This is a genomic window from Brucella tritici, from assembly GCF_008932295.1.
GTDB lineage: Bacteria > Pseudomonadota > Alphaproteobacteria > Rhizobiales > Rhizobiaceae > Brucella > Brucella tritici.
Genome location: NZ_WBWA01000036.1, coordinates 16,419 through 35,995 on the forward strand (window position 1 = coordinate 16,419; position 19,577 = coordinate 35,995).

A 19,577-nucleotide genomic window follows, 5' to 3' on the forward strand; every position below is an offset into this window, starting at 1 on the left:
TATTTTGATGGTATACGCTACCGAGGCTTCAGTTGGTCGAAGCGGCGACACAGTTGCGGAATTTGTCGGCACCACCAAGCGTTATGGCGCCGTGCTTGCGGCCAGTCAGCTGAATCTGCAAATCCGGCGGGGGGAGTTCCTTTCTTTTTTGGGGCCATCGGGCTGCGGAAAAACAACTGCGCTGAGAATGCTCGCCGGTTTCGAACAACCAAGCGAAGGCGAAATATTGATCGACGGGTCAGAGGTCGGCACGACACCGGCCTATAAGCGTCCCGTCAACATGGTGTTCCAGAGCTACGCCCTCTTTCCCCATATGACAGTGGCACAGAATGTGGGTTACGGACTAAGACAGCGCCGCCCGAGACTGGCAAAGTCCGATATCGACCTTCGCGTCGCGAAGGCGCTGGAAACCGTTCGTCTTGCCGATTTCGGTGGACGGCGGATATGGGAAATGTCGGGTGGACAGCAACAGCGTGTGGCGCTGGCCCGCGCTATCGTGAACGAACCCAAAATATTGTTGCTCGACGAACCGATGGCAGCACTGGACGCTAAACTGCGGACAGAGATGCAGCTTGAACTTTTGTCCTTGCAACGCAAGCTGGGCATAACTTTTGTGCTGGTCACGCATGACCAGCAAGAAGCACTGTCGATGTCCGACCGCATCTGCATCATGGGCAATGGTCGTATTGCGCAGATCGGGACGCCACGGGAACTCTATGATCGCCCGGCTAATCGTTATGTCGCCAACTTCGTGGGGCGCGCCAATATTCTCGCCGGGAAAGTTGAGCATATTGACGATGATCATGTGACGGTAAGCTTGGCCACGGGTCATAAGGTCGTGGTTGAGGCCGCCTTTGGTGTGGCGCCGGGAGCGGCCGTCGACATCATGATCCGACCGGAAGCGCTGCGCCTGACCGTTTCACCAGCGGAAGGGGAGATGGCGATTGAAGTGCAGGTCGCAAACAAGATCTTCCTTGGCGAACACATTGAATTCTTGCTCACCCATCCGGTTCTTGGATCGTTGCAGGTTCTGGTGCCAAGGCAGGCCGAACGCGCATTACCGGGTGTTGATGTGGGTTCTACGGCTCACCTTGTCTGGGATCACGGAACAGGCCTGATCCTTGGGAGTGAATAGAGGTTCTACGGGAGCTACATCGGGATCGTGCCTCAGGTTGGGTGCGATTTACAATGCCAAGTGCTGTCCACAAATAATAAAAGAGAGGGATAAAATGACGAAGAAAGATACGCCGGTTTCCCGGCAGGCATTCATGGAGGAACTCCGTCGGTACCAGAAGGGCTCCGTTACGCGCCGCCATTTTCTTGGCGTGACCGGGCTTGGCGCTGCGACAGCTGTTATGGCAAGTGCATTGCCGGGGCTTTTACCATCGCGTGCGTGGGCAGGCGACATTGGTGACCGGGTTTCGATCGCAACATGGCCGAATTATCAGGACCCCGACAATTTGGCGGCATTCCAGAAAGCGACCGGCGCAGCGGTGCAGGTGAATGTTTTCGGTTCAAACGAGGAAATGTTCGCCAAGCTGCAGGCCGGTGGAGCAGGCTGGGATATTGTGGTCGCCACGAACTACGCTATCAGCACCTATGCCGACAGCAAGATGATCGAGCCACTCGATCTGACAAAAATACCCAACTACAACGCCGAATCCTTCGAGGCGCGTTTCGCAACGCCCGGCACTGTCGACGGCAAGCTCTACGGTATCCCAAAACTATGGGGCACAACGGGTATGGCCTGGGACAGCAACAAGGCGAAGACACCTTTCACCAGCTGGAAGGATTTTTTCGACCGGACCAAAACCGACTTTTCAGGTCGCACAATTATCCACGACTATCAGCTGACCGCTATCGGAAATGCCCTGAAATATTACGGCTACTCGTTCAATTCCGTCGATCCGAAGGAATTGGCCGATGCAGAGAAACTGCTGATCGAGGTGAAGCCGCATCTCTTTGCCATCACCTCCGACTATCAGCCCTCCATGCGCAACGGCGATGCCTGGCTGACGATGTGCTGGACCGGAGATGCGAAACAGATGAATCGCGATCTGCCGGAAATCCATTACACGCTCGGAAAGGAAGGCGGCGAAATCTGGTCCGATTTCTATACCATTCCGACCAGCGCGCCCAATCGCGAAGGCGCTTACGCCTTGCTGAACTTCCTGCTCGACCCTTCGGTCAATGCGCGCGAGGAACTTTTCCATGGTTATCCGGTGCCTGACGCGCGCGTCGAAGCTCTGGTGCCGGAAGAAATGCGCAATGATCCGATCCTTCATCCGGCGGCGGAACTTCTGTCGACACTGGAGTTCGGGGCGGCGGTCACCTTGACCGATCCAAACCGCGCGGAGCTTATCGCCCGCTTCAAATCGGCATAACGGACGGACACAATGGCACTGTCTCAGCGAAAAATGCGCTGGCTCCTGCTGGGGCCGGCGGGCCTATGGTACGCGGCGCTCCTTGTGCTGCCGCTGGCGGTCGTCCTCGTTTATTCCTTCGGGGAACGCGGGGCAGCTGGCGGTTACGAGCCGGCTTTCACCCTTGCGCAATACGCCAATCTGGGAAGTCGCTGGGCCGCATTCCGCAACACATTGACGCTGGCCCCCATCGGCACCGTCGCTGCGCTGCTGATCGCTTACCCGCTGGCCTATTATCTTGCCTTGCGGGTCGGCAAGCAGTGGCGAACATTGCTGCTGGTATTGGTGATTGTGCCATTCTGGACCTCGATCCTGATCCGCTCATATGCGTGGATATTTCTTCTCGGCGGACGAGGCATCCCCCAATTGCTTTCGGCATTCGGGCTCGGTGAGTTCCGCCTGATCAATACGCCTTTCGCCGTTCTGGTGGGCATCGTCTACGGTTATCTGCCGCTGATGTTCTTCCCGATCTATGTGAGCCTCGATAAGCTCGACCGGCGGCTGTTGGAAGCGGCAGACGATCTTGGAACTCCACCCTGGCGGCGCTTCCTGCAAATCACCCTGCCTTTGTCGCTCCCCGGCGTGGCAACCGGCTCGATGCTCGTCTTCATTCTGCTCATGGGTGAATATCTCATCCCGCAGATGCTGGGTGGTGGCAATGTCTTCTTCGTCGGAAATGCGCTGGTCGACCTTTTCCTGCAGTCGCGTAACTGGGCGTTCGGCTCCGCCGTATCGATAACGCTGGTCGCGATCATGTTGCTTGTCGTCTCTCTTTACATGCGTTTCCTGCGCCTGATGGGGACAGCGCGCGACGATGTCAGTTTGATGTGAGGAAGCCATGCGCATCTATGCTTTTGCAATTTATCTGTTCCTCTATCTTCCCATCGGGATTATCGCGCTGTTCAGCTTTTCCGCAGGCAGGTCGGCGAGCCAGCTTCAGGGTTTCTCGACGCAATGGTATTCCAAGGCGCTCGACAATCCGTTCGTTATCGATGCTCTCAAGACTTCGGCATCAGTGGCGCTGACTTCGGCGTTCCTGTCTTGCCTGCTTGGCACGATGGCTGCCATTGCATTGACAGGCCTGAAAGGAAAATTGCGGGTTCTCTTCGACGCCATGATCTACATCGCGGTGATGATCCCCGGCATCGTCATCGGTATCGCAACGCTGATCGCGCTGGTAACCGTATTCAACACCGTCAATCCCTGGCTTCAGGCGGTGACGGGTTTGAAGCTCTCTTTGGGATATGGCTCGCTCATAGCGGCGCATGTGCTGTTCACCATGTCCCTCGTCATCATTCTGGTGCGCGCCCGTATCGACGGCATGGATCGTTCATTGCTGGAAGCTTCGTTCGATCTTGGTGCAGGGCCAATCGGTACCTTTCGGCAAGTGACCCTGCCAATGCTGACGCCTGCGATAATGGCTGGCTTTCTTCTGAGTTTCACCTTCAGTTTCGATGATTTCATCATTGCTTTCTTCGTTGCCGGGCCAGAAACGACCCTTCCGATCTACATCTTTTCGTCAATCCGTCGCGGAGTGACGCCGGAGATCAATGCCATCGGCACGATGGTAATGGTGTTCTCTCTGCTGCTGCTTGTCTTCGCACAAATCATTCTCCGGCGCGGGAAACCGGCAGGTCATTAGATGCCAAAAGCATTTCAAGCGCCTGCCTTCCTCCTGTTCTCCGCGATCATTCTAGGGAAAAAATCATGAATTCTTGTCTTGAGGGCCGGGTTGCCCTTGTCACAGGCGCCGGATCGGGTATCGGCCGCGCCGGCGCAATCGCCATGGCGGCAGAGGGCGCAACCGTTATGGTCACGGATCTGCGCGCCGAACTTGCGGAAGCAACGGCAGAAGTGATCCGAGCCAATGGCGGGCAGGCCGAAAGCGCGGCACTTGATGCGCGTGACGATGCCGCGATCACTGAAACTGTTGCTGGTGTCGCCGCACGCCATGGCAGGCTCGATATCGTGCATTCTCACGTCGGCATTCAGATCGCCGGAAAACTTGAGGAAGTGACACCCGATCAAATGGACTTGGCGTGGGCGCTCAATGTGCGTTCGCATTTTGTTGTGGCGCAGGCCGCGCTTGCGCCAATGCGGACGCAGGGCGGGGGATCGGTGATTATTACTGCCTCCAATTCCGGATGCCAGTATGATCGCGGCATGATTTCCTATGCCACCACCAAGCATGCAGCCGTGGCGATGGTACGGCAGATGGCGGCTGACTATGCGCGGGAGAACATCCGGTTCAATGCGCTTTGTCCGGGATTTGTCGATACGCCTTTCAATGCTGGCTTCGAACAGCAGATGGGGGGGAGGGCAGCGCTTGAAAACTACGTTTCGGAAACAATACCGATGGGGCGCTGGGCGTCGCCTGAAGAAATTGCAGCCGGTATCGTATATCTTGCTTCGCCGCAGTCGGCTTTCGTAACGGGGCTCGCATTGGTTATAGACGGCGGCGAAGTTCTCTGAGATTGATCGTTACCGTCGTGGAACGGTCATTGGTTCTGCGGCGTATCGCAGGCCTTGCTCACCGGGCTTGTCCTTCAAGGCGGCTGCCTGGTGCAGCCTGCGCTTGGATGGTCGGAGAGATTCTCAACGCCCGGAGCGCATTGAGGATAACAGCGACATCAATCACTTCCTGCAGCAATGCACCCTGGACAGGTAACAGATAACCGAACGCTGCTGCGATCATGGCGATCACGGAAAGGCCGATCCCCACCACAACACTTTCGATCGCAATGCGCCTTGACCGCTTCGCAATCTCCATCCCGGTGCGAAGCCTGTCTATCCTGTCAACGAGAAGAACGACGTCGGCTGCCTCAGCCGACGCTGCCGCTCCCCTTGCACCCATCGCAACGCCGACATCAGCCGCGGCAAGTGCGGGCGCGTCGTTGACGCCGTCTCCGACCATCATCACAGCACCGTTCTTGCGCTCGCTGAGTACGGTCAGCACTTTTTGATCGGGTGAAAGTTCGGAGTAGATGGCGTCAAGCCCCAAGCCCTTGGTGATGCGCCTGGCCACCGCAGCACGATCGCCTGTCGCCAGCACTATGCGCCTCACGCCGTCTTTGCGTATACCGCGTAACGTATCGACCACATCGCTGCGCAACGGATCGGCCATGACGATATAGCCCGCAAGCCTGCCGTCTATTGCGACTGCAACCAAGACTGCTCCGGCTTCCGTATTGGGGATTTCGACCAGCTTTGCATTGGCTTGTCTCTCAACGAAGCTGTGCCCGCCGACAATGACGCTTTTGCCATCGACCCGGCCAGCCACTCCATCCCCGGCCAGTTCGCTGACGTCAGTCGGCAATACAAGATTTATACCGCGCCCCTGAGCGGCCAGTACAAGGGCCTGTGCCATAGGGTGTTTGGACACCTGGTCAAGGGAAGCAGCGAACCGCAATACCTCGTTTTCACTGAATCCCGGCTCAAGGTGGATTGAGGTGATTTGCGGACGACCGTCGGTCAGCGTTCCGGTCTTGTCCAGCACCAATGTATTGATACGGGCCATATTCTCCAATGGACGGGAGCCTTTCACCAACACCCCGAAATGAGCCGAACGCGACAGTCCCGCAACAAGAGCGACGGGCACCGCCAGAATGAGAGGACATGGTGTCGCCACGACGAGAACGGCGACCGACCTTATCGGGTCTCCCGTGAACCACCATGCTCCGAAGGCGATTATGACGGTCACGATCAGAAAGCCGACAGACCACTGGTCTGCCAGTCTCGACATTGGAGCCTTGGAATGCTGTGCTTCTTCCACGAGGCGAACGATGCCAGCGTAGGTGCTATCCTTCGCTTCGTGCTTGGCAACGATATCGAAAGCATCGCCGGCATTCATCGAGCCGCTCAGCACATCCGCTCCCGACGCAAGCGAAACCGGAAGTGACTCTCCCGTGAGCGCAGACGTGTTTACGAAGGCCTTTGCGGAGGCGATACGCCCATCAACGGGAATGACATCCCCTTGACGGATCAGGAGGCGGTCACCCGGACGAACCGTATCCACGGCAATCTCTTCGAGATGGTCATCGATATAACGCATTGTCGTTCGCGGCGCACGGGACAGCAAGGCATGCATCTCACGGCGTGCCCGCCCTTCGGCAAAGCTTTCAAGAAAGGCTCCCCCAGTATACATGAGGGCGACGATCGAAGCCGCCAGCATTTCCCCGAATGCCAGCGCGGCCGTCATCGACATCGCCGCGACGATATCCAGCCCGAACTCCTTTCGCCATAAACTCCGGAGAATTTCGACGAGCAAAGTCGCCAGCACAGGCAAAGTGGCAATAGTCCAGGCTAGCCGCGCGCCGTATGAGTAGCCGGAGAAGTGCAGGCCGAGCCCGATAACAAGTCCGCAGAAGGCAAAAATCAAAAGGATTGTCTTTGATCGATCTTCACCTGAAAACCGCATCTTTAGCGTCTCCCCAGCGTACAGATTGAACGAACTATAAAGTGCATTGCCCCGCCTCACAGTGACTAGGATCAATTCTCTTCAGGGCGTTGCCGTGTTCTGAGGCGGCCTACGCTCCGTCTCTCGAAAAATTTCCATGAAAGCTGTGAAAGCAAACCTCGCGAAGCACGCTTGAAAAAGCAATCATTATACATTATTATATATTGTATAATGATATTTTGGAGGCAAAAATGCCCATCACTGCAATATCCGGGAAGCTGTCGGTATCTTCGCAACTAAGCCGGGAAGAACTCGGTTCGCTGCATCGCAGCGGCTTCAAAACACTCATCAACAACCGTCCTGACGGCGAGGATGCAGACCAGCCCGGAAACAAGGCCGAATACGATACCGCCCGTCAATATGATTTTTCCTACGCGTTCATTCCGGTCACTATGAGCGCGATCACTGAAGCTGATGTGCGTGCATTTCAGACGGCGGTCGGAAAATCTGAAGGCCCCGTGCTTGCTCATTGCAAGACGGGTATGCGCTCGCTCAGCCTTCATCTGATCGGCGAAGTATTGGACGGGCGCATGTCCGTCGAGGAAGTCATACCCTTCGGGCACCGGCACGGCTTTGATACCAGTGCTGCCGCAGCATGGCTTGAACGCTTTGCTGACCTTCGCCCGCGGGTAAAAGGATTTTTCGACAAGCGAACCTCCAGCGTTCAGTACGTGGTGTCCGATCCGGCAACCGGTATGTGCGCAATAGTGGACCCCGTTCTCGACTTTGATGAAAAGTCGGGGTCAACGGCGACGATCAATGCCGATGCAATTCTCGATTACGTCCGCGAAAACAGCCTGACTGTTGAATGGATTCTCGACACCCATCCACATGCGGATCATTTTTCTGCAGCCCAGTATCTGAAGGAGAGAACTGGTGCAAAAACAGCGATAGGTGAGCATGTAATCGATGTCCAGAAGCTGTGGAAGGGGATATATAACTGGCCCGGGCTTGCCACCGATGGCTCACAATGGGATCGGCTGTTTGCCGATGGCGAGACGTTCAAGATCGGTTCCATTGATGCCAGGGTTCTGTTCTCTCCGGGGCATACGCTTGCCTCCATCACTTACGTGGTTGGCGATGCCGCCTTTGTGCATGACACAATCTTCATGCCTGACGGCGGTACGGCACGCGCCGATTTTCCCGGCGGCGATGCGAGAGCTTTGTGGAAGTCGATCCAGGACATCCTCGCACTTCCTGACGAGACGCGGATATTCACCGGGCATGATTATCAGCCGGGCGGCCGTACGCCACGCTGGGAAAGCACTGTAACGGACCAGAAAAAGTTCAACCCGCATCTTGCTGGGGTGACGGAAGAGGCCTTCGTTACCTTACGAACCAAGCGAGACAATACGCTGCCAATGCCAAAGCTGATCCTGCATGCGCTACAGGTAAACATATGCGGCGGGCGACTGCCTGAGCCGGAAGCCAACGGCAAGCGCTACCTGAAATTTCCGCTGGATGCATTGGAGGGAGCTGTTTGGGAGTGACTAAGGACATGCCGGGAATGGTGAAGGCCTGTTCCCCACGGTACGAAAGTTTCGGCTTTGCATCGTGCCCCAAACAAATGGATATAACGGTCTATTCCGATGCAATTGACGAGAATAGCTACCCTTTTGACGCCAATAGCAAATTTGCGAGGATGTGCTGAAGCCAGCAGGCTTACAAGTTGATGCTTGCCTCGCTGTTTCCCGAAAAAGCGAAGTGGCACTTTGCAATAAGTGCCACTTTCGGGAGATATGCTCGAACCTTCCCGCAGGCGGATCAAAGATCATTCTACTGGCAGTAAGCTGGCTTTTTATCTCCAACCATGCTGCAGCCCCGCTTGATTTCGTCCCGGATCAAATCGCATGAATTGCTCGCATTACATGGCGGGTTCGTAGCAGGTGAAATGTCTTTACACTGGTTGACGAGAATGTTTGCCGCTTTCGCACCAATCTCCTGCTTGCAATCGACTGCCGTGCCGGCCTCGTCCTTCTGGCCGACCTTCTTCAGCCAACCCAACTGCTGGCTCAGGAGACCGATCCTCTGACGAGTCAGAGCTTCCTTGCAGTCGGCTTCTGAGACCATGATTGCGTAGTTTACTTGCTGATACCGGCACTCACTATCGCGATACTTGATCCAATTGCGCTGGCTTTCCTTGAGCTGCGTCTGATTTGAGGCAGGTAGAGAGTTGATGACCTGGCTATAGAGATCATTCAGTTTGCGGTCTGCCCCTTTCAGATCGGCATATGCGACCGACGAAAGCATCACTGCAAATATAAGAAAGGCCGCCGACGTTAATCGTTTCATGTTCGCATCCCCACGTTTACTATCAAAAATCTACCAAAAATGCACGAGCGGCAACTATGCCGCTGCGATCTATTGACTTGGTCGTTTTACCATTTCATGCGGAATCCCGCCTGACCTTTGACGGAATAGCTGTCGCCGAAGTTGTTGAGGCTGGTGTTGACAAGACCCTCTCCGTAAATCGAGTATTTGTCGTCATCCCAGTTATAGGTTCCGCCGACGCCGACCCCGCCCCAAACACGATCATTGCGGCTGGCAAAGCTCGTGCCGGAGACATCGACTCTCGTTCCTTCAAGAAACTCGTAGTAGAGGTTGGCAATGCCATAGACGTGGGTGCGGTTAAGCGTACCGTTGTCATTTTGCCATGAGTTTTCGTGATCGAGTGTCAGACCGAGACGACCTTGCAGACTCTCACCACGGTCGAGGCTGACACGGGCACCGAATGCATCGGTAAACGCATCGAAGTCGACGTTGGAATAGACCAGTTGAGCCTGTGGGGTTACGGACCAGGCGGAATCGATGGCAATGCGCTTGCCACCTTCCAAGGACAACGTATAGCCGAAGCCGTCATTGTCATCGGTGAGGCTCGTGCGGGCAAGGGCAGAGCTCAGGTCGCTCATATACCAGGTCACCTGTCCCTGACCATCAAGATAAAAGCCGTTCTCGCCGTACCAGGTCAGTGTGCCGCCGAGACCGTAGCCATCGGAGCTGATCTCACCATCGCCGTAGATCGAGCTGGCTTCTGTTTTGCCATGAGCGTAATGGACTGTGATCCCGCCAATGAGCTTGCCCTGTTCGGTTTCGCTCAGCAAACCGTCGATACCGGCCTGAATCTTGAAAATATTCTGGTCATAATCCGTGGCCGACGTCGAGAAACGCGGTTCGGTGCTGTTATGCGCGCCTTCGATCCGACCCCATACGCCATTTCCTTCAATCGCGACGCTGGCTTCTTCGGGGGCAGCATAGGGCGATGTGCCGACCGGGTCGGCCCCCTGCACGACAACCTTGTTGCCGTTACCGGCCCAGAAGCGATTGCCGACACGTTGTTGCAGGGTCGGGACGCCGTTGAGGCCGAGCAATGCCTGTGGATAGGCTTCGTAGGACGGGACGCCAGCCTGATAAAGCGGCACGGTAGGCGTCGTTGAAGGCCCGGAGACAGGCTTCAGTTCTGAACGCAGATACCAGTTGCCGTCATTCGGTGTTGAAGTGCCGCCCTTGTAAAGCTGATAGGCATAGGCGCCGCCAACGACGGCAGGCTTGCCGCCCACCGAGTAATCGCCAATAAGCGAGAACGAACCGTTGGAAGCACCGTTTACCTCGATGATGCGGATACCCTCATTGGTTGCCGCACCCGTTCCGCCGACATTGTTGACGCCTACATTCGTGGTGCCAGACGTATTGCCATTGATGACGGCCATATCTGTCTTTGAAGTATCGTCACCAAGGACGACGTCGAACAGTATTTGTCCGCCATTACCCACATAGTTGCCACCGATCAGCAACAAGTCGCCTGCCGCGTCGTCCGCCGTAGTGATCGTTCCGGCATTCGTCGCATCGCCGCTGAAAGAATAAATGCCAGTGCCGGCGCCAGTGCCAATGAACGCCGATGTGGGATCGATCGTCAAATTGCCGTTAAAGTCGAGCGACGCCATACTGTCCAGCGTCGATCCGTTCGTCAGGAACACGCCGGTCGTTTCTTCATCGGGTTCCCCGACATGCCACGCGCCGTCATCGATCGACAGATTAGCCGCATCCAGAGTGACAACTTCCCAGTTTGTGACCTTGCCGCCATTGGTGGTCGCCGTCACTCCTTTGAGCGTCAGCACATCGATCATGCCATCGGCAATGGACGTATCATCACCACCGTCAAGAATCTGAGATCCGTCATAGGTCGATGCACTCACCGTTGCGGTATCGGAACCGTCCTGGCCATAAAACCCGCCGGTCAGTTTGCCGGCTGTCCAGTTGAACGTGTCATTGCCCTCATGGTTGGCAATGCCATCGCTGCTTTGCGCATCATCCCGGTCGTCACCGTAAATATTACCGGTATAAATCCCGCCGTTCAAATTGAACACGTCGCCGCCGAGACCCAGGATCGCATCGCCGGTAACAGTACCAGCACTGTTCACGACGACATTGCCTCCGATCGCGTCGGATGCGGTCGGGGCACCCACAACGCCCCCATCCCGGATAGCAACTCCAGACGATGCGGTAAGCGTAGCTGAAGACGCAATGTTGATCGTTGCACCGTTTACAGCCAACGTATGGATACCCGCACCGGCACCAGCGCTTACTTTTGTTGCGACGCTGACTAATGACGGGCCCGCACCGTTGTTTGAAAGCTGAATACCTGTCGCACCTGTAATAGAACCAGCCGTCTGTCTCACCATGACGCCGGTTGTATTCACATCGCCAATGGCTGCAACACCAACGGCACCCGTACCGGTCACATCACCCGATACGGTTACGGTCGTTGCTCCCGTCCCTTGATTTGTTGCGTATATGCCATAAAACGAGCCCGTGATTGTGCCGCCCGTCTGGTTCACAGACAGATCGGTGGCTCCGCTGCCATTATTGGAAAAGACGCCAAAGGCACCAGATGCCGTGACCGTGCCCGCCAAGGTAACGGTAGTCGAACCCGTTCCCCCATTATCGACATAAACGCCGTAAGTGCCGCCCTGAATCTTTCCCGCAGCCTGATCTACAATTATATCCTTAGCTGTGCTGGCGTTGTAAGCCCGAATGCCTGCTCGTTCGATCGCTTTAACGTCGCCGGCACTGCGGATTGTCGTCGAGCCTGTCCCATAATTGTTGGCAAACATCCCGAACCAATTGCCGGAGATCGATCCTGCCGTTTGGATAAGGGTGATATTGGTCGCGGTCGCGGCATTATAGGCGTAAACGCCATAGGTATCGTAGTTGGCTGCTCCTGTCTGCGTTTGCACGATCATGCCAGCGGTCGTAACTGTCGCCGCTCCAGCACCATAATTATCTATGCGGATACCATGTGTATAACCGGTGATTGTGCTTCCGGCGGTCTGTGTAACCGATACATCTGTCGCGGGCGATTGGTTGACCGCCCAAACGGCAGCATCACCACTACCAGTTACATCTCCCGAAATGAAAAGATCTTGAGTGCCGGAAGTATTCGAAACGGAATAGATGCCCGATGAAGAGCCGGTGATCGTACTGCCGCTTTGTTGCGTGAAGTTGATCCCGCCATCGAATGCTTCGATCTGCACGCCCGTTCCGCCCGGATTGTCGGCGTTGAATGTGCCGTCAGCAATAATCGTCAATGGACCGGAATCCAAGATATTCTCGCCGGTGGAAACACCCGAGCAAAGGTAGCTGTTGTCCGGTTGGACGGTACATGCGGCCCATGCCGCATCAACAATGCCTGTCCACGAAGATGGAGCCAGAACCGGCGCAATTGCTCCAGCCGTCGCCAGAATTGCGACTGAGCTGTAAAGACCTGCGGCGGATGCAAACGTCCTTCGCCATTTGGTCAGGCATCCGCCAGGATGGCAGGCCGTTCCAGTGTGACTACCACTTCCAAAATCCAGCAGTCCTGACCTCAAGGATGTCCCCTTCCACCTTTGCCCCTCAACGCAAATCATAAATCCACAAGCCGCTGAATATTTATTTCATAAATGCTACAGTGATTTTAAGATGTACTATCAAGATATATCGGTGTTCCGTTGTTTTGAAAATATGTACCAAGAAAAATAATGTATGGATACCGATATCAAGTATACCGCGCGATTTCATCATGCCTGTTATGAGTCCGACACCATCGCTACGCCTGTCGGGGCGATGCCACCCAGCCATCACCGCCTTCGGATTGGACAAGCTCAAATTCTGGTCCAGATAAATATCGCTCATAAGGATGGATAACAGACTTGGCGAAGTGCCAGGTTCTGACCACACCGTCAGCCTGCCCGCATCGGCATATTCGTGCACGAACAAAGCTCTCGAAAACCCGTTTGACTTTCCAACAATAAATATATTTCTTTTATCGGAAAATTCCTTTTAACGAAGAAGAGATTGCAATGAAGCTTTTCATCGCGGGGCTGGATACCGAAACGAACACGTTTTCGCCGATGCAGACAGGTTTCCAAGCCTTCTCTGAAAACCTGATTGCCTATGGCGATGCCACGTCGAAACCGCTTAACTGCTGTTCATCGCAGCTTTCCGTCTGGCGTGATGCAGCGCAAGAGAAGGGTTGGAGCGTCGTCGAAAGTCTTTGTGCCGTGGCTGAGCCCGGCGGCAAAACCACCCGCTCCGTTTATGAACATTTCCGTAAAACAATTCTTGATGATCTCGAGACGGCAATGCCGGTCGACGCCGTCATGCTTGCGCTTCATGGTGCCTGCGTTGCGGACGGTTATGATGATGTTGAAGGAGACCTCATCTCCCGTATACGTGGCCTTGTTGGCGCTCATGTTCCGATAGCCGTCGAGCTGGACCTGCATTGCCATATCACCGAGTGCATGACCGACAATGCAACGATGATCGTAACTTACAAGGAATATCCGCATACCGATATTGAGATTGTAGCCCGTCAGCTCTTTGCGATATTGGAGCGCACGCTCTTGGGTGAAGTCGAGCCTGTCATGGCGGTCTATGATTGCCGTCTCATCAGCATTTTTCACCCGCACCGGGAACCGTTGCGGGGGATTGTGGACCGTATGAAAGCGATGGAAGGGAACGATGGCGTACTGGCTGTTTCCTTCGGCCACGGTTTTCCCTGGGGTGACGTTGCGGATGTCGGGGCGAAGATGCTCGTTGTCACCGACGCAGATCAGCAGAAGGCTGCTCGTATCGCCGAAAGCTTCGGTCGGGAGATATACGGTGCACGTGAGCAAATGCGCGGTGCATACCTGTCCGTTGACGAGGCGCTCGACCGTGCGCTTGAAGCGAAAAATGGTCCCGTTGTATTGGCCGACGTTTCAGACAATGCCGGCGGCGGGGCGCCGGGCGATTCCACTTTTATTCTGCGGCGCATTATTGAACGCGGAATTGAAGACGTTGCCTCATGTCTTTACTGGGACCCGATCGCCGTGCGGATGTGCCGGGAAGCCGGAGAAGGGGCCACCCTCGCGTTGAGGATTGGGGGCAAGGTCGGTGAAGTGTCGGGCGCGCCGCTGGATCTGACGGTTACAGTCCGGCGGATTGCTTCGGACATTACGCAACGGTTTGGTCCGACGCCGCTTGGTATCGGCGATGCCGTCTGGGTCAGCGCGGGGAGTATCGATATTGTGCTGAATACGATCCGCACGCAGACATTTCACCCCGAATGCATGACAGGGCTGGGACTTGATCCCTCGAAAAAGAAGATTGTCGTGGTGAAATCGAGTAACCATTTCCGGGCTGGTTTCGAACCTATTGCGGGCGAGATACTCTATGTTGGCGCTCCCGGTGCGCTACAACCACGTTTCGAAGATTTGCCTTTCACAAAACTGGAAAAATCTTACTGGCCAAAAGTTGCCGATCCACTGGCTCAGTAGGGCATCATGTTGCTTTATAGCGAGATGTAAATTACGCGCTTACGTTGGCGACGCAATTTCACCTCTTGAAACAGAGCTGATCCGGATGTCACGGGTTTTGAGATCAAGCGAATGGGAGACGTCGACGATGAATGATGCGAAATCCAGCCTCGGCGATATCCTGAGAGACATTCGAAGCCGCAACCATTGGACCCTTGCAGAAGTAAGCGCGATGACCGGGCTTGCCGTATCGACCCTTTCCAAGGTTGAGAACAACCAGATGCAGCTCACATATGACCGGCTTATCCAGCTCGCTCAGGGCATCAGTGTCGATATTGCAGAGCTTTTTGGTGCCGTGGCCACCCCGGATGAACTTTCAAATGTGATGGGCCGGCGTACATTCACCAAGTCCGGCGAAGGCCGTTCGATCATCACGCAGAACTACGACTATCTCTATCTCTGCACGGAGATCTACAAGAAGGCGATGGTCCCGATCCTCGCTGTAGCGCACGCCCGAACACTTGAGGATTTTGGGCCGCTCATCCGGCACAAGGGCGAGGAATTCATCTATGTGCTTGAGGGTGAACTGGAACTTCATTCAGAAATTTATGCACCTCTTCGTCTCAAGAAAGGCGATTCCGCCTATTTTGATGCGATGACTGGCCACGGTTATCTAAGCGTGAGTGAAGAGCCCGCCCAGATCCTGTGCGTCTGTTCAACGCCCGAAACGGAACTGGTTTCCACGCTGGTCAATACGCAAACCATCAAATTCAAAGCGGATTGATGCCTTCAGTTAAGGCTGAATCCCTATCGGCATTTTAGGGAAATTATTTTCTTATAAGAAAATAATTTGATTGCCTGTCTCGGCTGTGCAAATCTGTTTCAACGACCTTCGGGTACAGTGGAACGAACTGGCGGGCATGATGCTTGCAGCCAGTCAGATTGCCGGAGATAACTTTGACTGAACCAGCGGTGGCAATTAACACATTCAACCGTCCATCCCCGGCCGACATTCAGACACCTTACGTAGAAATCGACGAAGATCGGCTGCTACGTAACCTGAAGGAGATGCAGCAGAAGGCGGACAGAGCTGGGGTGTCGCTGCGGCCTCATATCAAGACGCACAAGAGCCTCACGATTGCCAAACAGCAGCTTCAGCTTGGCGCAATCGGCGTCACAGCGTCCAAGCCGGATGAGGCGCTGGTCTTTGTTGAGGGCGGCATTCCCTCTGTGACCCTCGCTTATCCTGTCGTCAGGCCGGATTTGGTCAGTCATCTGATACGGGGTGCGCAGATTCGCGATACCGAGCTGTCATTTATCGCCGCTCACGAGATAGGCATCCAGGCGATTGGTGCTGCCGCAAAAGCACATGACGTAAAGCTTGGCGTTTTTCTGAAAGTTGATGTCGGCCTCGGGCGCGTCGGCGTCAAGCCGCAGGACCCTGCAGCGATTGTGCTGGCTCAAAAGATTGCACAACACCCTTATCTCGCATTTGCAGGCCTTTTTTCTCATGCAGGCCATGCCTATGGCAACAAGTCCGCCGAAGAACTGACAAATATTGCCAATGCGGAAGCACAAACCCTCCTCCAGCTCGCAGAACAGTTAAAGGAGGCGGGCGTCGAAGTTCCCGCAATATCCGTCGGCTCTACACCGACTTGCCTCGGTGCGCCTATCCCGTCTGGGATAACCGAGATACGGCCTGGAAACTACGCTTTCCTTGACCGCACGGCGCTTCGCCTTGGCATAGCATCGGGCGATAACATCGCGCTCTCCATCATTGCCACCGTTGTCGCTCACAACGACCATCATTTCATTGTCGATGCAGGCTCCAAATCCCTCTCATCCGACCTTGGTGCACACGGCTCGGGCAGCGGCGGCTTTGGACTAGCTGTGAATGTAGGGGACGACACGTCAAAGATGTGGGAAATCGAACGTCTTTCTGAAGAACACGGGTTCGTTCGCTTCGGTGATACGCCGCCGCCTGTCGGTAGCCGCGTTCGTATCTTTCCCAATCATTCCTGCGCAGTTATCGCCCAATTCGATCAGGTCGCCCTGCGACAATCGGACGGACGAACACGAACTTTGTCGATCGAGGCCCGAGGCCATCAGACCTGAAGGTGGTGACGTCGGCGCTCAAACTTCATCTGGAATTATATGAAAGAGGACTGAACATGACGAAGGAAGTTGAATGGGCACGCATGACCGCACCGGTCCTGCGGGAGATTGCAGGCAAGCCAGGCGCCCTTGCTGTTCTACCTGTCGGATCGCTTGAGCAGCATGGTCCCCACCTGCCGGTCATTACGGACACGGTGAGCGCTTCGGCGGCCGCCATTCGCGCCGCGCGTCTCGTGGCCGACGAGGTTCCCATCGCTGTTCTCCCTGGACAATGGCTTGGTATGAGCGAACATCACCTGCCATTTGGCGGCACTATCACGCTTGACTACGATACATTCAGCCGTGTCATCCGATGCATAGCCAGATCATTGAAGACGCTCGGCTTTTCGCGTCTCCTGATTGTCAATGGTCATGGCGGCAATATCGATCCGCTTTCAGTCGCTGTCCGCGAACTGGCTGTTGAATTTGCGATGCCAATCGTCGCCACCACACCGTGGATGCTGGCAGGCGACGAAGCACGAGAAATCTTTGAGGTCGATAATGGACCCCATCACGCCTGTGAAGGGGAGGCTTCCGTCATGCTGGCGATTGCCGGTGATGCCGTAAAGACGGACAAGTTCGGACAGGCATTCGGCAACCAGCAGCATCCTGTCGATGTACCGGCAGACGTTTCGCGTTTCTATTCCTTTGCGGAGCGTGCGCCGGTTACCGGAACATGGGGAGATCCGCGTAGCGCCACGGCCGAAAAGGGAGAGCGGTTCCTTGATCTTCATGCAGGTGAACTCGTGAAACTGATCCGCAATGATGTGCTCTGGACCAGACCGGATTCCGTTTGGACACCTGGACGCGGCCTCGCAACAACAGAAGGTCGAGCTGACTAACTTGCCCGGCAAAATGCAACTCGAAAAGAAAACACGATTGTGGGAACAAAAATGACAATGAAGTCGAAAACAACGCGCAAAACTCTGCTGTCACTATTGGCGGCGGCAGCATTTTCCAGCGTAGCGCTTGCGCCGGCAATGGCAAAGACGCTGGTCTATTGTTCTGAGGGCGCGCCGGAGGGCTTCGATGCAGCGCTCTACACGACGAACAGCACATGGGACGCTTCTGCCGAAACGATCTACGACCGGCTGACAGAGTTCGAAAGCGGCACGACCGACGTTGTTCCGGGCCTCGCAGAAAGCTGGACCATTTCTGACGACAATCTCGAATATACGTTGAAGTTGCGCCAGGGGGTGAAGTTCCATTCTACTGACAGCTTCACGCCCACCCGTGAATTCAACGCGGACGACGTCCTGTTCACCTATAATCGCCAGCTCGACAAGCAGCATCCATGGAACAATTATTTCGTCGGCGCAGGCTGGGAAATGTTCAATGCCATGGACATGCCGGTGATTATCAAGGAAGTCGTCAAAGTCGATGACCATACCGTCAAGTTCGTTCTCAACCAGCCGGATGCATCTCTTCTGGCGAAGCTCGCTCTTAACTTCGGCTCGATCATGTCGGCTGAATATGCCGAGCAATTAGCGAAAGCCGGGCAGCGCGAGGATCTCGACCGCAAGCCGGTAGGCACCGGTCCTTTTCGTTTCGTGGATTATCAGACCAATGCCGCAATCCGCTTTGCTGCAAATGCAGAATATTGGGGCGGTGCGCCCAAAATTGATAATCTGATCTTCGTGATCACCACGGACCCTGCCACCCGTATGCAGAAACTTCAGGCGGGTGAGTGTCATATCGCCGCTTATCCCGCTCCGGCAGATGTCGCGCGGCTGAAAGCCGATCCGAACCTTACTGTGATGGAACAGCCGGGACTGAACGTGGCCTATCTCGCCATGAACACGCTGGCAGCCCCATTCGATAAGGTGGAAGTACGGCGCGCCCTGAACATGGCCATTGATAGAAAGGCAATCGTGGAAGCTGTCTATCAGGGCATGGGCCAGGTCGCTCAAAGCGTTCTGCCACCCAGCATGTGGGGCTATAACGGCGATATAAAGGGATATAGCTACGACCCTGATGGAGCAAAGAAGCTCTTCGACGATGCGGGTGTCAAAGACCTCAAGATGAAAATCTGGGCGATGCCGGTCAGCCGTCCCTATATGCCAAATGCGCGGCGTGCGGCTGAGCTTATGCAAGCGGACCTTGCCAAGGTCGGCGTCGGTGTAGAGATCGTCTCCTATGAATGGGGTGAATATCTCAAGAAGGCTCGCGACAAGGATCGTGATGGGGCTGTTGTGCTTGGAGGCACCAGCGATAATGGTGATCCCGACAACCTGCTCAGCTATTTCTTCAGTTGCTCTGGCGTCGGCGGAAGCAACAATGCCAATTGGTGCTACAAGCCACTGGAAGATATTCTGCAGAAGGCGAGGGTGAGCTCGAACAAGGATGAGCGAACCAAGCTTTATCAGGAGGCACAGGCAATCGTCATCGATCAGGCTCCATGGGTTCCGCTTGCGCATTCGACAGTCGTGTTGCCGATGTCCAAGAACGTGAAGAATTACGTCATGGAGCCACTCGGGTCACATCGCTTCGAGAAAGTCGACATAGAGGAATAAGAGTTGGTGCTTGGCCGCATAAAAGCCGGTTACGAAAGCAGATGATCTAACCCCCACTGCGATGGAACATGCTGCCCGCTGTCGTGCCGCATGTTCCATCTGCATTGGGACGTCCCGAGAAAGACTAGGTGTTTGGTCCCAGCATGTGATGGTGCGGTTTGACGATAAAGGCTTCTGGCTTTGATTTCCAGAGTTCCTGAATTGCTTCATAGGGTGTTTTGAACTTCAAGGCTTTGAGTTGTTTGGCAAAGTTGTA

At 55.2% G+C, this 19,577-nt stretch carries 14 protein-coding genes and 1 pseudogene; 11 read left to right on the forward strand and 4 right to left on the reverse strand.

The window, feature by feature from the left end:
• Positions 1-7: 7 nt before the first annotated feature.
• The 5 genes from F9K91_RS23345 to F9K91_RS23365 all read left to right on the forward strand — a co-directional run bounded on the left by F9K91_RS23345 (position 8) and on the right by F9K91_RS23365 (position 4,895).
• Positions 8-1,135, forward strand: coding sequence for an ABC transporter ATP-binding protein (locus tag F9K91_RS23345; RefSeq protein ID WP_151678867.1), 1,128 nt, complete (start codon positions 8-10; stop codon positions 1,133-1,135).
• 94 nt (positions 1,136-1,229) lie between these two features.
• On the forward strand, positions 1,230-2,384 hold the full coding sequence (locus tag F9K91_RS23350) for an ABC transporter substrate-binding protein (RefSeq protein ID WP_151678868.1): 1,155 nt from the start codon (positions 1,230-1,232) through the stop codon (positions 2,382-2,384).
• Positions 2,385-2,396: 12 nt separating this feature from the next.
• On the forward strand, positions 2,397-3,254 hold the full coding sequence (locus tag F9K91_RS23355) for an ABC transporter permease (RefSeq protein ID WP_151678869.1): 858 nt from the start codon (positions 2,397-2,399) through the stop codon (positions 3,252-3,254).
• Positions 3,255-3,261: 7 nt separating this feature from the next.
• On the forward strand, positions 3,262-4,065 hold the full coding sequence (locus F9K91_RS23360) for an ABC transporter permease (RefSeq protein ID WP_151556831.1): 804 nt from the start codon (positions 3,262-3,264) through the stop codon (positions 4,063-4,065).
• A 65-nt stretch (positions 4,066-4,130) separates the two neighbouring features.
• Positions 4,131-4,895 carry an SDR family NAD(P)-dependent oxidoreductase gene (locus F9K91_RS23365; protein WP_151678870.1) on the forward strand — a complete coding sequence of 255 codons (765 nt, stop codon included), beginning with the start codon at positions 4,131-4,133 and terminating at the stop codon, positions 4,893-4,895.
• A gap of 58 nt (positions 4,896-4,953) precedes the next feature.
• On the opposite strand, the gene F9K91_RS23370 is transcribed toward F9K91_RS23365, so the two are convergent.
• Positions 4,954-6,840 (reverse strand): heavy metal translocating P-type ATPase, encoded by a 1,887-nt coding sequence (locus tag F9K91_RS23370; protein WP_151678871.1) that lies wholly within the window; start codon positions 6,838-6,840, stop codon positions 4,954-4,956.
• A gap of 230 nt (positions 6,841-7,070) precedes the next feature.
• Between F9K91_RS23370 and blh the strand changes: the two genes are divergently transcribed.
• Entirely contained in the window at positions 7,071-8,369 is a 1,299-nt protein-coding gene (gene blh / locus F9K91_RS23375) for a bifunctional sulfur transferase/dioxygenase Blh (protein ID WP_151678872.1), read from the forward strand.
• Between the two features lie 286 nt (positions 8,370-8,655).
• On the opposite strand, the gene F9K91_RS23380 is transcribed toward blh, so the two are convergent.
• Both F9K91_RS23380 and F9K91_RS23385 read right to left on the reverse strand, forming a co-directional pair.
• Entirely contained in the window at positions 8,656-9,171 is a 516-nt protein-coding gene (locus tag F9K91_RS23380; protein WP_235913409.1) for a lysozyme inhibitor LprI family protein, read from the reverse strand.
• Positions 9,172-9,257: 86 nt separating this feature from the next.
• Positions 9,258-12,746, reverse strand: coding sequence for an autotransporter outer membrane beta-barrel domain-containing protein (locus F9K91_RS23385; protein ID WP_235913411.1), 3,489 nt, complete (start codon positions 12,744-12,746; stop codon positions 9,258-9,260).
• A 471-nt stretch (positions 12,747-13,217) separates the two neighbouring features.
• Here F9K91_RS23385 and F9K91_RS23390 point away from each other — a divergent pair, with 471 nt between their 5' ends.
• The 5 genes from F9K91_RS23390 (at position 13,218) to F9K91_RS23410 (ending at position 19,321) form a co-directional block, all read left to right on the forward strand.
• On the forward strand, positions 13,218-14,675 hold the full coding sequence (locus F9K91_RS23390; RefSeq protein WP_151653189.1) for a M81 family metallopeptidase: 1,458 nt from the start codon (positions 13,218-13,220) through the stop codon (positions 14,673-14,675).
• Positions 14,676-14,802: 127 nt separating this feature from the next.
• A complete protein-coding gene (locus F9K91_RS23395) occupies positions 14,803-15,438 on the forward strand; it encodes a helix-turn-helix domain-containing protein (protein WP_061347501.1) in 636 nt (211 codons plus the stop codon).
• Positions 15,439-15,611: 173 nt separating this feature from the next.
• Entirely contained in the window at positions 15,612-16,769 is a 1,158-nt protein-coding gene (locus F9K91_RS23400; protein WP_235913413.1) for an alanine racemase, read from the forward strand.
• A gap of 56 nt (positions 16,770-16,825) precedes the next feature.
• Positions 16,826-17,650 carry a creatininase family protein gene (locus F9K91_RS23405; RefSeq protein WP_061347499.1) on the forward strand — a complete coding sequence of 275 codons (825 nt, stop codon included), beginning with the start codon at positions 16,826-16,828 and terminating at the stop codon, positions 17,648-17,650.
• 57 nt (positions 17,651-17,707) lie between these two features.
• On the forward strand, positions 17,708-19,321 hold the full coding sequence (locus F9K91_RS23410; RefSeq protein WP_151678874.1) for an ABC transporter substrate-binding protein: 1,614 nt from the start codon (positions 17,708-17,710) through the stop codon (positions 19,319-19,321).
• A gap of 124 nt (positions 19,322-19,445) precedes the next feature.
• Here the strand turns inward: F9K91_RS23410 and F9K91_RS23415 are convergent.
• Positions 19,446-19,577: pseudogene (locus tag F9K91_RS23415) on the reverse strand (IS481 family transposase); the annotation flags it as partial.

Coding starts and splice junctions, on each gene's coding strand:
- F9K91_RS23380 (WP_235913409.1), bottom strand. CDS start 9,171: ATGAAACGATTAACGTCGGCGGCCTTTCTTATATTTGCAGTGATGCTT.
- F9K91_RS23360 (WP_151556831.1), top strand. CDS start 3,262: ATGCGCATCTATGCTTTTGCAATTTATCTGTTCCTCTATCTTCCCATC.
- F9K91_RS23395 (WP_061347501.1), top strand. CDS start 14,803: ATGAATGATGCGAAATCCAGCCTCGGCGATATCCTGAGAGACATTCGA.
- F9K91_RS23350 (WP_151678868.1), top strand. CDS start 1,230: ATGACGAAGAAAGATACGCCGGTTTCCCGGCAGGCATTCATGGAGGAA.
- F9K91_RS23410 (WP_151678874.1), top strand. CDS start 17,708: ATGAAGTCGAAAACAACGCGCAAAACTCTGCTGTCACTATTGGCGGCG.
- blh (WP_151678872.1), top strand. CDS start 7,071: ATGCCCATCACTGCAATATCCGGGAAGCTGTCGGTATCTTCGCAACTA.
- F9K91_RS23365 (WP_151678870.1), top strand. CDS start 4,131: ATGAATTCTTGTCTTGAGGGCCGGGTTGCCCTTGTCACAGGCGCCGGA.
- F9K91_RS23355 (WP_151678869.1), top strand. CDS start 2,397: ATGGCACTGTCTCAGCGAAAAATGCGCTGGCTCCTGCTGGGGCCGGCG.
- F9K91_RS23370 (WP_151678871.1), bottom strand. CDS start 6,840: ATGCGGTTTTCAGGTGAAGATCGATCAAAGACAATCCTTTTGATTTTT.
- F9K91_RS23405 (WP_061347499.1), top strand. CDS start 16,826: ATGACGAAGGAAGTTGAATGGGCACGCATGACCGCACCGGTCCTGCGG.
- F9K91_RS23345 (WP_151678867.1), top strand. CDS start 8: ATGGTATACGCTACCGAGGCTTCAGTTGGTCGAAGCGGCGACACAGTT.
- F9K91_RS23390 (WP_151653189.1), top strand. CDS start 13,218: ATGAAGCTTTTCATCGCGGGGCTGGATACCGAAACGAACACGTTTTCG.